Below are 13413 nucleotides of genomic sequence, written 5' to 3'. Positions count from 1 at the left end.
AACAATAGCGCAGGCAGGGGCCCGGCAAAAAAACGGAGGCGACCCTGGGTCGCCTCCGTTGTCATGCCGGTGAAGGGCCTCAGTAGAAGGTCAGCTGCTCCGCCGCCATCGCCTTGAGCCGGGCGCAGGGGGCAAATCTGTCACCCAGGCGCTTCTGGTAGTGCTCCAGACGCCCGACCAGCTGCGCGATGCCGAGGCTGTCCATGTAGCGGAAGGGGCCGCCGAGGAAGGGCGGGAAGCCGATGCCGAAGATGGCGCCGATGTCGCCGTCCCGGGCCGAGGCCACCACGCCGCTGTCCAGCGCCATGGCCGCTTCGTTGAGCATCATCAGCACGCAGCGCTCCGCGATCTCATTTTTGGCGAGCTTAGGCATGGGCTTGACCCCCAGCACGGCGTAGACGCTCTCGTCCACCGTCTTCTTGCCCTCCTTGCCGGTGAGCCGGTTGCGGGGGGCTGCCTTGCCGTAGAGGTAGAAGCCCTTGCCGTTCTTGCGCCCCTTGCGATCGTTTTGCAGCAGCTGGTCAAACGCCTTGGGAGCCTGGAACTGCTCGCCGCCGAGCTCTTTCTCCAGGATGGGGGAGATCTTGGCACCCACGTCGATGCCGACCTCGTCCAACAGCTGGATGGGGCCGACCGGGAAGCCGAAGTCGAGCAGGGCACCATCCAGCACCTCTACCGGCTCCCCTTCCAGTACCAGCCGCGCCGCCTCGTTCATGTAGGGGGCGAGGATGCGGTTCACGTAGAAACCGGCCTCGTCCTTGACCACGATCGGGGTCTTGCCCTGGGAGCGGGCGAAGGCCAGGGTGGTGGCCACCGTCTCGGCGCTGGTGCCGGCGTGGGGAATGATCTCGGCGAGCGGCATCTTGTCCACCGGGCTGAAGTAGTGCAGACCTATGATGCGCTCAGGGTGCGCCGCCTCGGCCGCGATCTTGTGGATCGGCAGGGAGGAGGTGTTGGAGGCAAACACCGTCTGTTCAGCGCACTCGCGCTCCACATCCGCCACCATCTGGTGCTTGAGCGCCAGATCCTCGAACACCGCCTCCACCACCAGATCGACGCGGTGGAAGCCGGAGTAGTCCAGGGTGCCGGACAGCAGGCTCATCTGCTTCTCCAGCTCGCTGCGCAGGATCTGGCGACGCTTGAGCTTCTTGGCCAGCAGCTCGTAGCTGTAACGCATGGCGTTGCCGATCCCGGCACTGGCCACGTCCTTGATCCGCACCGGCACCCCGGCCTTGGTGGCGGTGACGAAGGCGATGCCGCCCCCCATCAGGCCACCGCCCAGCACGGCGGCATGGCCGACCTTGCGCGGCGCGGCCCCCTGATAGGTGACTTCTTTCTTCATCTCCGTGGTGGCGAAGAACAGCGAGCGCAGGGAGGCGGACTCCGGGGTCATCACCAGCTCGCCGAAGTGACGGGACTCGGCGGCCAGGCCGGCCTGCATCCCCTCCTCCACGCCGATGCGCACCACCTCCAGGATCCGCTCCGGCGCCGGGTAGTTGCCGCGAGTCTTGGCTTTCACCCCCTTGCGAGCCTGATCGAACAGCACCTTGCGGCCCAGCCCGTTGGTCTCCAGCAGCTTGCCCTGCAGATCGCGCTTCAGTGTGTGGCGCGGCTTGCCCTTCTTGGCCAGTTTGATGGCCGCCTCCAGCAGGATGGAGGCCGGCACCATCTCATCCACCAGCCCCAGTTTCCTGGCCTGTTTGGCGCGCACCTGCTTGCCGGTCAGCATCAGATCCAGCGCCTTGGCCACCCCGATGAGGCGCGGCAGGCGCTGGGTACCGCCGGAGCCCGGCAGCAGGCCGAGTTGCACCTCCGGCAGGCCCAGCACGGTCTTAGCGTGATCGGTCACCACCCGACCATGACAGGCCAGCGCCAGCTCCAGCCCGCCGCCGAGGCAGGGGCCGTGGATGGCGGCGATCACCGGGATGCTCAGCGCCTCGATCTCGGCGAACACCAGCTGCCCCTCCCGGGAGAGGGTCTGGGCATCCTGGGCGCTGGCACAGGCCGCCAGCATGCCGATGTCGGCCCCGGCGATGAAGGAGTCCTTCTTGCCGGAGACGATCACCAGCCCGATCAGATCCTTGTTGCTCTTCACCTGGGCCAGCACGGCGCGGATCTCGTCGGCGAAGGCAGCCTTCAGGGTGTTCATGCTTTCACCGGGCACATCCATGGTGAGGATGCCGATGCCGTCTTTACGAATATCCAATGCAAAGGTATTAGTGCTCATCATTCCACCTCCAACACCATGGCCACACCCAACCCACCCGCCGCACAGGCGGTGTTGAGCCCCAGTCCCCCGCCCCGACGGCGCAGCTCGTGCAGCGTCTGGGTGATCATCCGCGCACCGGTCGCGGCGAAGGGGTGGCCGTAGGCCAGGGAGCCGCCGAGCACGTTGAACTTGTCCATGTCCACCTCGCCGATGGCCTGATCACGGCCCAATTTGTCGCGGGCGAATTCGTGGCTGGCAAACATCTTGAGGTTGGCCAGGGTCTGGGCGGCGAAGGCCTCGTGCATGTCGATCAGGGTCAGATCGGCGAGGGTGATGCCGGCGCGGTCCAGCGCCAGCGGCGTGGCGTAGGAGGGGCCCATCAGCATGTCCTGCCAGACATCGATGGCGGAGAAGGCGAAGCTGCGAATATAGCCGAGCGGCTCGAGGCCCAGCTCCTTCGCCCGCCCTTCCCGCATCAGCAGCACGGCGGCGGCGCCGTCGGTGAGCGGGGTGGCGTTGGCGGCGGTGACAGTGCCATGCAGCCGGTCAAACACGGGTTTCAACTTGGCGTAGCTCGCAAGATCCGAGCTCTCGCGGATGTTGTTGTCCCGCTCCAGCGGGGACTTGTAAGGGGGCACATGGGCGGTGAACACCTCGCCGCTGAGCTTGCCCTGGGCCCAGGCCTCGGCGGCCAGGCTGTGGGAGCGGTGCGCCAGCGCATCCTGCGCCTCGCGGCTGATCTGGTGACTCTTGGCCATCTGTTCGGCGGTCTGCCCCATGGAGAGACCGGTGGAGTACTCGGCGACCGCCGGCGGCACCGGCAGCAAGTCTTTCAGCCGCAGCCGGCGCAGAATGTTGAAACGCTGCTGCAGGTTGCGGGCCTTGTTGAGATCCACCAGGGCGCGGGCCAGCGACTTGCTGACGCCGATGGGCAGCACTGAGGAGGAGTCGGCGCCGCCGGCGATGGCGATATCGACCGTGCCGGCCATGATGGACTCGGTGACGTTGGCCACCGCCTGGAAGCTGGTGGCACAGGCGCGGGAGACGCTGTAGGCATCGGTGCTGACACTCATGCCAGTGCCGAGCACTATCTCGCGGGCGATGTTGGGCGCCTCCGGCATCTGCACCACCTGGCCGAACACCAGCTGATCGATGAGCTTGGGATCGAGATCGGTACGGGCGAGCAGTTCACTCACCACCAGCTTGCCGAGATCCACCGCGGGCACGCCGTGAAAGGCGGTGGCCTGCTTGGCAAAGGGGGTGCGCAGACCCGCCACGACGGCAATCCGTTCGCCCTGGCGAGTCGTCAGTTTCAATGGCTGTTTCATCCTGGCTCCTTGGTTAAAAGGTAGAGGTCTGACCTCATTGCGCCACATCTTAACAATCCACTCACAACTTTCATACGGCTGATTGAAACTAAATTGTCGCCATCTGTGCCCCCTCCCTCGCCCTCTTGCGACATCTGGAGTATAAAAAGAGCAACTCCTATTAAAACAACGGGTTCATCCCATGGCAGCGACCGAGTTCAGACAACTTAGCGACTATCTTGGCAGCCAGATCCTGGGCCAGGGTCCGCTCATCGACGGGCTGCTGATCGCCCTGCTATGTGAAGGACATGTGTTGATCGAAGGCGCCCCGGGTCTCGCCAAGACCCGGGCCGTCAAGGCGCTGGCCGGGGCTGTTGAGGGGCGCTTCGCCCGCATCCAGTTCACTCCGGATCTGCTGCCCGCCGATCTCACCGGCAGCGAGGTGTTCCATCCCCAGGATGCGAGCTTCGTGTTCCAGCCAGGGCCCCTGTTCAACCATCTGGTGCTGGCGGACGAGATCAACCGGGCCCCCGCCAAGGTGCAATCCGCCCTGCTCGAGGCCATGGCCGAGCACCAGATCACCGTCGGCAAGAAGAGCTGGCGCCTGCCGCCGCTGTTTATGGTGGCCGCGACCCAGAATCCGATCGAGCAGGAAGGCACCTACCCACTGCCGGAGGCCCAGCTCGATCGCTTCCTGCTGAAACTGGTGGTGGACTACCCCAGCCCCGCCATGGAGCTCGCCATCTTGCAGCTCAACGCCCGCGGCGACGCGCTGCCACCGCCCCCCGTGACCCTGAGCCAGGCCAGCCTGCTGGCGGCCCGCGCGGCGGTGCAGGAGGTGCAGATGCAGACCCGGCTCGAGCACTATCTGGTGCAGCTCGTCTGCGCCACCCGGCCGGGCAGCGGCCTCTGCCCCGAGCTAGAGCCCCTCATCGCCGTGGGCGCCAGCCCCAGGGCCAGCATAGGCCTGGCCCGCGCCGCCCGCGCCCGCGCCTGGCTGGCGGGGCGCGACTTCGTGCTGCCGGAAGACATCCAGCAACTGGTCCCCGCCGTGCTGCGCCATCGCCTCATCCCCAGTTATCAGGCGCTGGCCGACAATCTCGACAGCGAGGCGCTGATCACCCGCCTGCTGAACTGGGTGCCCTCGCCTTGAGCCGGCGCCAGCCTGCCTCATCGCCCCAACAGCGGCCCTCTGCTCAGGCGCCGAGCGCCCGCCTGCGGAGCTGGGTCTGATGTCCCTGGATCCCCGCAGCCATCCCCACATAGCCCTGCCGCTGAGCCAACTGCTGGCCATCCGGCTGTGGGCCCGTCAGGGCCCCAGGGCCCGCGTTCATCAGGCCAAACAGGGCCGGCTCGGGCGGGTGCCCGGCTTGAGTTTTCGCGAGCTGCGCGCCTATCAGGCGGGGGATGAGGTGCGCCACATCGACTGGCGGGTCACCGCCCGGCTCGGGCGCCCCTACACCCGACTCTATAGCGAGGAGCAGGATCAGGCCCACTGGCTGCTGCTCGATCTCTCCCCCGCCATGTACTTCGGCTCCGGGCCGCAGCTCAAGGCCCGCCTCGGCTGCGAGCTGGCCGCCGCCCTGCTGTGGCAGGGGGAGAAACAGGCCAACACCCTGATCTGCCACGGGGTGGAGACCCGGTTAGAGTCCCAGCGCAGCACCCTGATCCCGCTGCTCGAGACCCTCTGCCATCACTACCAGCAGGGGCTGGATCGCACGCCCGTCCCCCGCAGCCTGGCCCAGACCCTGGCGGGGCTCAAGCTGCCCCACGGCGCCAGACTGACCCTCATCGCCGATCACCGCCCCTGCGACGAGGCCCTCGCCAAACAGCTGCAGTTGCTCGGCCGGCGCCACGACATTCACTACTGGCAGATCCGGGACCCGCTGGAGGCGGCGCTGCCCGAACAGGGTCAGCTGGCGGTGCGGGCCGGCAGGCGCAGCGGCTGGCTCGACGCCGAGCAGCCGGGGTTTGCCCGCCACTATGCCCTGGCGGCCGACTACCAGGCCCAACAGAGCCAGCGGCAGCTGTTGCCGCTGGTGCAGCGTCTCTACCGGCTCGACAACGGTCAGTCCTTGCAGCGCCAGTGGCAGGAGGGCGGATGCCGTCTGCTCTGAGCGCCGCCCTGGCCGGCTCCCCCCTCGCGGCGCAGCTGCGCGACATTCACCCGGGTCCCGCCCTCGGCAGCGCCGTCGATCCCCGCCTGCTGGGCTGGGGCTGGCTGCTGATCATCCTGCTGTGCGCCCTGCTGATCACCACCCTGGCGCTGGCACTCCGGCGCCAGCGCCGCTGGGCACGGCAAATCGAGTGGCAAGAGGCCGAGCTGGTGCCCCGGCTGCAAGCCGTGCTGCGCCAAGCCGCTCTGGCGCACTGGCCCGAGGCTCGCCACCTGCAGGGGGAGGCCTGGCTCGCCTGGCTCGATGCCAGGGGGGGCAGCCGCTTCGCCGAATTTGCCCCACTCTGGCCGCGCTGGCTCTACGGCCGGGGAGAGCCCGATGCCACACAGCGGGCAGCGTTGCAGCGCTGCTACCTGCGGTGGGGACGCCGCTGCGTCAGCCCGCCCCGGCTGCTGGCCCGGGCGACGGGCTGGCGACGGCGCCATGACGGAGGGGCGACATGATCCTCGCCTGGCCCTGGTTTGCGCTCGCGCTGGTGTTGCCGCTGCTGGTGCGCTTCGGCTTGCCCCCCCTGCGCCGATCGACCCTGGCCCACGACGGCTTCCCCCTCCTGCGGCCCCACGCTGGCCAGCCGCTCTGGCGCATGACGCTGTGCTGGTGCGCCCTGGTGCTGGCCCTGTGCCGCCCGCAATGGCAGGAGGCGCCCCTCATTCACTATCAGGCCAGCCGGGATCTCATCCTGGCGGTGGATCTCTCCGACAGCATGCGCACCCAGGACATGCTGGATGAGGGGGAGCAGCGCGACAGGCTCAGCGCCGTGCGCCAGCAGCTCAGGCAGCTGATCAGCGCCCGCCCCGGCGATCGCATCGCCCTGGTGGTGTTCGCCGATCACGCCTATCTGCTCTCCCCCCTGACCCAGGAGACCCAGGCCCTGTTGACCCTGACCAAGGAGCTGGACTTCGATCTGGTGGGGCGCACCACGGCACTGGGAGAGGCCATACAGCTGGCTCGCCAGCACGCCGATCCCGCTCGCCCCAGCGCCCTGCTGCTGGTCACCGATGGCCGCAACACGGCGGGCAATGCGGATCCGCTCACCGAGGCCACCCGCGCGGCGGCCGCCGGCATGACCCTCTACACCCTGGGGGTCGGCGCCGATCCCGGCACCTTTGCCGATGCCCAGCCCCAGAGCGGGTTCGATCCCAGTGCCGAGCTGGATGAGCCCCTGCTGCTACAGTTGGCCAAGCTGGGCCACGGCCGCTATTTCCGGGCCCGCAGCCAGGCCGATCTCGCGGCCATCAACCAGACGCTCGATCGGCTGGAGCCCAGCGCCCGCCCGCAGACCCTCTATCGCCCCAGCCGGGAGCTCTATCCCTGGCCCCTGGCACTGGCCTGGCTGTTGCTGATCTGGCCGACTCGCCTGCGCGGGCGCCGGCTGCCCTGGCGGCGCACGCAGGCGGAGCCGCCTCATGGATAAGCAGTTGCGCCAGGAGCCACTATGGAGCTGATCCTGCTGCGCCCGCTCTGGCTGCTGGCCCTGCTGCCCTGGCTGTGGCAGGGGTGGCGCCGTCGTCGCCAGCGGCCCCTGCTCACCCCCGCCATGGGGGCCTATCTGCTGCCGGGCCAGGGCCGCACCAGACCCTGGCTCTGGCTCGCCTGCCTGCCGGTGATCCTGGCCCTGTCCGGCCCCGCCCTGCGCCAGCAGAGCCAGCCCATCAGCAGCCCGGCGCTCGATATCTGGTTGCTGGATCTCTCCGACTCCATGCTGGCCGGGGATCTGCCGCCGGATCGGGCGACCCGGGTGCGGCTGCTGCTGCAGGACATGCTGGCCGAGGACGGGCCCCACCCCATCGCCCTCATCCTGTTTGCCGGCGATGCCTACCTCGCCATGCCCGCGACCCGGGATCATCAGGCCATCTCGCTGCTGCTGCCGGACTTGCGCCCGGCCATCATGCCGCTCCCCGGCAGCGCCCCCGAGCGCGCCGTGGCGCTGGCGCTCAGCCAGATCCCCGCCGGTCAGCAGGCACGACTGCTGCTCATCACCGATGGGCTCTCCCCCGTCCAGATCGCGCGCATTGCCGCCCAGTGGCCCTGTCAGAATGCGTTGCTCTGCCCGCAATCGGCGACGCCCCGTCTCGACATCCTGCTGGCCAATGGGGGCAAGGCCGCCAAGCTGCCCCCTTCCAGTGCGGGGCTTGGCCGTGAATTGCCGCCCCCCGACGGGGCGGCCATGCAACGACTTGCGGCCCAGTCAGGGGGAGAGCTGCAGTGGTTGCAGGCCGGGGTGCCGCGCTTCGCGCCGCTGCCCATGAGCCAGACCCTGACCGCCAACCAGTCGCGGGATCTCGGCCCCTGGCTGCTGATCCCCCTGTTGCCGCTGGCACTGCTGGCCCGCATCGGGGCGCTCTGGTTGCTCCTGCTCGGCGTGGGTGTCGGCCTGTTCAACCCGCCCCTGCAGGCGAGCCCCGCCTCCCCGCCGATCCCAGGCCTGTCGGGGCAGGATCGGCAAGCCTGGCAGGCCTTCCAGCAGGGGCGCTACCTGGCGGCGGCCCGCGACTTCCAGGATCCCGTCTGGCAGGGGAATGCCTGGTATCGCGCCGGTGACTACGCCCGGGCCGTCGCCGCCTATGGCCGCGCCACCAGCGCGACCGCCCATTACAACCGGGGCAATGCACTGGTGCAGCTCGGCGATCTCAAGGGCGCCGAGCAGGCCTATCTGGCCACCCTGGCGCTCGAGCCCGGCCATGAGGATGCGCTCTACAACCTGGCTCTGCTGCGTGCCCAGCCGCCGCAGGCCGCCCCCACGGCGCAGCAGCCCCAAGCCGCCGATGCCCCCGAGCAGCCCGCCGCGCCGGATCGCCCGCGCCCACCCGCCCCGCCTGTGCTGCTGCTGGAGCAGCGACTGCGCAAGGAGGCCCAGCGCCGCGCTCAAGCCACGCCATCGATCAAGCCTGAGGAGCCCTGGTGAGGGCGCTGCCGTTGAGGTGCCCCGCCCTGCACAGAGATCGTCGGGGGGGCTGTTCTTTATCAAGGGCCCAGCCACAGACGGGCATCTCTCCCTGGCAGCGCTGGCTGCTTATCCTCTCTCTATTGACGACGCTTTTATTGGCGGGTCAGGCGCTGGCCGCCCCGCCACGGGCCGAGCTGCTGGCAGGCGCGAGCGAGGGTGATTGGCTGCTCATCATCGAGGCCGATGGGGAACGCCGCGCCGACGAGCTCAGCCTTATCCCCTTGCTGCGCCAGTTTGCGGTGGGCCGGGTAACAATGAGTCGCGTCACGACCGAGGTGCACAGTCTCACCCGCTGGCAGATCCCGCTGCATCGGATGGTCAGCGACGCCGACCAGGTTCCCGCCCTCAGCCTGGGCACAGAGCAGACTCCAGCGCTTCCCCTGCCCCGGCGCAGCGAGTCAGAGGCAGCGCCCGCGGCGGCCCTCTCGCCCATCGAATTGCAGGCCAGCGTGCTGCATCAGGGGCCGCTCTATCCGGGGCAACCCTTCCTCTATCAGCTGAGCCTCTGGCTGCCCGCCAACCTGGAGGCCCCCAACCTCAGCGAGCCGGCCGGCAACGGCTTCACCATCCGCCGCCTCGGCGACGACAGGTGGGAGTCCCCCGCCAGCCCCGGCATGCCGGGACGACTGACCCGCAGATGGCTGCTGCAGGCCAAGGAGCCCGGGCTCCATCCGCTGGAATCCCCCCGTTTTCAGGGAAGACTGCCCCAGGAGGACGGTCAGAGCGAGGCGCTCTCCGCCAGGGCGGCCACCCAATTTATCAAGGTGGACAAGGCCCCGCTGGAGCCGGTGGCGAGCGCTCTGACCCTGCGCCAGCAGCTCAGTCCGGCGACGGGCGCCAAGGCCGGGGAACCGGTGATCCGCACCCTGACCCTGGTGATGGAGGGTGGCGATGGCAACCGTCTGTCCCTGCCGCCGCCACTCGGCTTGCCAGCCGGCCTGCAACTGCGGCCAGATGGAGAGCAGCAGCGCGAGCAGTTCACCGCCAAGGGAGCGCTGCGCTTCGAGCGCCAGTGGCGCCAGGCATTGACGGCAGACGAGGCGGGTTACTACAGCTTGCCCCCGGTGGATCTGCCCTGGTTCAATACCCAGAGCGGTCGCGTCGAACATGCCCGCCTGCCGGCCCAGACGGTGCGGTTCGAGGCCGGCCTCTCGTCGCCCGCAGACAGCCGGGCCCCCGGCGGCGAAAGCCTCTGTTGGGTGCTGGGGGCCTTGCTGCTGCGCGCCCTGTGGCGAAGCGGGCCACGCTGGCTGGCCTTCCATCGCTTGCAACGGGCCCTGGTGGCCAGGGAGCCGGACTCGGCCAGAGGAGCCCTGCTGGTCTGGGCCGATCGGCGCTGGGACGCCTCTCATCGACAGCTCACCAGCCTGCCCTGCCATCGCGATCCCGCCATAGCTGCCGCCCTCGACAGCCTGGATCGGGCCTGCTTCGCCCCCCCCTCAACCGTGGCCGAGCCCGTTCGCTGGCAGGCCCTCGCCGAGGGGTTGTGCGCCTTCGAAACTTTTGCGATAGCCTATAGCCTCAGGAAACTGGCGCGGGTGAGTCGCTGATCCCGCCGCAAGCCACCGCAGATAAAAAAGGAAGCCCCGCAATGGCGTTAGGTTTTTTCAGAAAAAAAAGCTCAGGGACGGGAAAGGATCCCGCGACCGATCCGGTCTATGGGGGTATGGCAGACAAACAAACCAAATATGAAGCCCTGGTGCATGCCCTGCATGGGGACATCTATCGCTACGCCTACTGGCTGTGTCGGGACCCGCAGGTCGCCGAGGATCTGGTGCAGGAGACCTTCCTGCGCGCCTGGAAGGCGATCGACAGCCTGCAGGACGACAAGGCCGCCAAGGCCTGGCTCATCACCATAGTGCGGCGGGAAAACGCCAGGCGCTTCGAGCGCAAGCAGTTCGATCTCATCGATCTCGACGAGCATCCCCAGAGCGATCCGGATGCCCTGCACAGCGAACAGGAGATGGAGCACGAGTGGCTCAGGCGTCACATCGCCCGCCTGCCCGCCGAGTACCAGGAGCCGCTGCTGTTGCAGGTGCTGGGGGGATTCAGCGGCGAGGAGATCGCAAACCAGCTGGGCCTGAACAAGAACACCGTCATGACCCGGCTGTTTCGGGCGCGCAACCAGATAAAAGAGGCCATGGAGTCAGCAGCACAACAGAGAGGACACACTAATGGATGAGCTTGAGTTTCGCCGCAGGGCCATCGCCCATCCAATGGATCAGGATCCTGCGTTCCTCGACGCGGCGCAGACCTCCCCTGCCAATCGCAAGCACCTGGACGAGATGAAGCAGCTGGATCGGCAGCTGCAGCGAACCCTGGAGGTCGAGGTGCCGGCCGGGCTGGCCGAGCGCATCTTGCTCAGGCAGGCGATGGAGGCCGACGATGACGATGTCGTCATCCCCCTGCCGCCCCCGCCTGCACGCACCGGTTGGCGTCCCCTCGCCATCGCGGCCTCGGTCGCCTTCCTGCTCGGCATCAGCACCCGCTGGATCAGCTGGCCGCCGACGGCGCCCGCCGAACTCTCCCTGGCGCAGGTCGCCATGGCCCACGTCTACGGGGAGGAGCCCTTCATCAAGGGGGTGGATGAGAAGGTCAGCCTGCAGACCATCAATGCCAAGATGGAGAAATACGGCGCCACCCTGATGGGCATGCAGGACATGAAGGTGACCTATGTCAATCACTGCGCCTTCTATCAGGGGCCGGCCCTGCACATGGTGATCCAGGGCAAGATGGGACCCGTCACCCTGTTCCTGGTCCCCAAGCATGTGCCGCTCAGCCTCCAGCCCAGCTTTGAAGATGGCCAGCTCAAGGGCGAGATAGTGCCGCTCAAGGGCGCCAACATGGTGTTGATCGGTGATATGCAGGAGTCATTCGAACCGGTTGCCGCGCAATTCGAGTCACGGCTGCACTGGTCCATTTAACAGAACTTAACCCGAGCTGACCGGCACCCCGCCGCCTCGGCATCACAGGCAGACACGCCAGTTGTCTGCCTGTTCATTCCTAACTACGCGATTTTTCCCGCTCATTGCCCGCCTGATCCCACAACAGCACCCAATTTATTTTTATGACACAAACGGAACTTGTTGCTTTTTATTTATCCAATAATGGATAAATTCGGTTATTAAAACGCCAAGTTAAAACAAATGATTAACACAATGGAAACTTTTATGTATTCTGCTGTCACTGGTCTGATTTCTTACCTCCTACCAGATCCATAGAATCACGCCAGAAGTGAATGGGAAGAAGCTTACATAACAACAGATCTTGTCGTGTATAGCGGCCAAAGAGCCCTGATATCGACAGAAAATCTGCTTACAAGAGAGAACACTATGACAACTGCCTTTTTCAAGAAAAGCCTGATCGCCGCGGCCGTGACCCTGGCCAGCACCCAGACCTTTGCCGCCGCGTTCCAGTTGAACGAGCACTCCGCCTCCGGTCTGGGGCGCGCCTATGCAGGGGAAGCAGCAATCGCAGACAACGCCTCTGTCTTGTCCCGCAACCCGGCTGCCATGACCACCTTCGACAAGATGGCACTGTCTGTTTCCGGTACCTACATCAAGCCGGATGTAGATGTAGCGGGTGACATCTATGCGGGCCCCAACAAGCTGGCCTCCTCCAGCGAGAGCGACATAGCACCGGATGCCTTCGTACCGGCCACCTACTTCATCCAGCCGCTGAACGATCAGTGGGCCTGGGGCCTGGGGCTGTTCTCCAACTACGGTCTGGCCACCGAATATTCCAAGACCTTCCCGGCCGGTGCCGGCGCCGGTGACACCGAGCTGTTGACCTTCAACATCAACCCCAACGTCGCCTATCGCATCAACTCCAACTTCAGCATCGGTGCCGGCCTCAATGCCGTCTACGCCCAGGCCGAGTTGAACCGCTATGCCGGCGCCCTGGCTGCCGCCATTCCCGGTGCCCACTCCGATACTCCCCTGGCGCACCTGAAAGGGGATACCTGGGGCTTCGGCTGGAACGTCGGTGGCCTGTACGAGATCAACGAGTACAACCGCCTCGCCCTGACCTACCGCTCTCAGGTTGACTTGAGCTTCGACGGTGACTTCCAGGGTGCCACCTCCGGCAACCGGGTGGTCGATGGCAACCTGAAGCTGGATCTGCCGGCTCAGGCCGAGTTCGCCGGCTACCACCGTCTGAACCAGCAATTCGCGGTGCACTACTCCGTCAACTGGACCGACTGGAGCGCCTTCCAGGAGCTCAAAGCCACCAGCGATTCCTGTGCCGGCGGTGTCTGCCTGCAGAAAGACGAGAAGTTCAAAGACTCCATGCGTTACGCCCTGGGCGGTACCTGGTACGTCAACCCGGCCTGGGAAGCCCGCATCGGCTTCGCCTACGACAACAGCCCGGTCGAACCTGAATACCGCAGCCTGAGTATTCCTGACTCCGATCGTATCTGGTACAGCGCCGGTGCCACCTACCACATCGATCAGGACATGAGCGTCGACTTCGGCATGGCCTACCTGGATGGCAAGGAAGTGGACGTGAACGAAGGCCTCCGTAGCCACGGCGACGCGCTGCGCTGGAAAGGCACCTCCCACGGTAACGCCTTCCTGGCCTCTGCCCAGTTCAACATGAAGTTCTGATCCCGGGATCAGCAAAAAGAGCGCCTCAGGGCGCTCTTTTTTTATACCGGATCCGGCTTTCAGCGTACAGCTGTAGCAAACAGCTGTACGCTTTTCGTTTTTTATCAGCCTGTTAGCCCCACACTCCCCAGCATTTAATCCCGTTTTATCGCCAGCGTCCTCGCCTCCA

General features: G+C 66.5%; 11 protein-coding genes. 9 read left to right on the top strand and 2 right to left on the bottom strand.

The genetic code is table 11. The annotated features are described in order from the left end of the window. Positions 1 to 79 precede the first annotated feature (79 nt). Positions 80 to 2227, bottom strand: a complete 2148-nt coding sequence (gene fadJ / locus AACW18_RS08235) for a fatty acid oxidation complex subunit alpha FadJ (protein ID WP_218388319.1) — start codon at positions 2225 to 2227, stop codon at positions 80 to 82. Then, positions 2227 to 3537, bottom strand: a complete 1311-nt coding sequence (fadI, locus tag AACW18_RS08230) for an acetyl-CoA C-acyltransferase FadI (protein WP_042654835.1) — start codon at positions 3535 to 3537, stop codon at positions 2227 to 2229. The genes fadJ and fadI overlap by 1 nt, the downstream gene beginning before the upstream one ends. A 181-nt stretch (positions 3538 to 3718) precedes the next feature. Between fadI and AACW18_RS08225 the strand changes: the two genes are divergently transcribed. From AACW18_RS08225 to AACW18_RS08185, 9 genes are all read left to right on the top strand, one after another. Next, positions 3719 to 4669, top strand: coding sequence for an AAA family ATPase (locus tag AACW18_RS08225; RefSeq protein ID WP_218388318.1), 951 nt, complete (start codon positions 3719 to 3721; stop codon positions 4667 to 4669). 79 nt (positions 4670 to 4748) lie between these two features. Beyond that, positions 4749 to 5633, top strand: coding sequence for a DUF58 domain-containing protein (locus tag AACW18_RS08220; protein ID WP_218388317.1), 885 nt, complete (start codon positions 4749 to 4751; stop codon positions 5631 to 5633). Further along, positions 5618 to 6136 (top strand): DUF4381 family protein, encoded by a 519-nt coding sequence (locus AACW18_RS08215; protein ID WP_218388316.1) that lies wholly within the window; start codon positions 5618 to 5620, stop codon positions 6134 to 6136. Before AACW18_RS08220 ends, AACW18_RS08215 begins: the two co-directional genes overlap by 16 nt. Then, a complete protein-coding gene (locus AACW18_RS08210; RefSeq protein WP_218388315.1) occupies positions 6133 to 7107 on the top strand; it encodes a VWA domain-containing protein in 975 nt (324 codons plus the stop codon). The genes AACW18_RS08215 and AACW18_RS08210 overlap by 4 nt, the downstream gene beginning before the upstream one ends. Positions 7108 to 7128: 21 nt before the next feature. Further along, positions 7129 to 8598, top strand: coding sequence for a tetratricopeptide repeat protein (locus AACW18_RS08205; RefSeq protein ID WP_218388314.1), 1470 nt, complete (start codon positions 7129 to 7131; stop codon positions 8596 to 8598). Positions 8599 to 8735: 137 nt separating this feature from the next. Beyond that, positions 8736 to 10190, top strand: a complete 1455-nt coding sequence (locus AACW18_RS08200) for a BatD family protein (RefSeq protein WP_256351779.1) — start codon at positions 8736 to 8738, stop codon at positions 10188 to 10190. A gap of 41 nt (positions 10191 to 10231) precedes the next feature. Beyond that, positions 10232 to 10822, top strand: a complete 591-nt coding sequence (locus AACW18_RS08195; protein WP_218388313.1) for a sigma-70 family RNA polymerase sigma factor — start codon at positions 10232 to 10234, stop codon at positions 10820 to 10822. Beyond that, entirely contained in the window at positions 10815 to 11564 is a 750-nt protein-coding gene (locus AACW18_RS08190) for a DUF3379 domain-containing protein (RefSeq protein ID WP_218388312.1), read from the top strand. Before AACW18_RS08195 ends, AACW18_RS08190 begins: the two co-directional genes overlap by 8 nt. 408 nt (positions 11565 to 11972) lie before the next feature. Further along, complete coding sequence (locus AACW18_RS08185) at positions 11973 to 13244, top strand: outer membrane protein transport protein (RefSeq protein ID WP_218292132.1); 1272 nt, start codon at positions 11973 to 11975, stop codon at positions 13242 to 13244. Positions 13245 to 13413: the final 169 nt, after the last annotated feature.

Source organism: Aeromonas sp. sia0103 (genome assembly GCF_963895295.1).
Lineage (GTDB): Bacteria > Pseudomonadota > Gammaproteobacteria > Enterobacterales > Aeromonadaceae > Aeromonas > Aeromonas encheleia.
The sequence above is the reverse complement of the archived record's forward strand: the minus strand, read 5'-3'. Positions and strand labels throughout refer to the sequence as shown.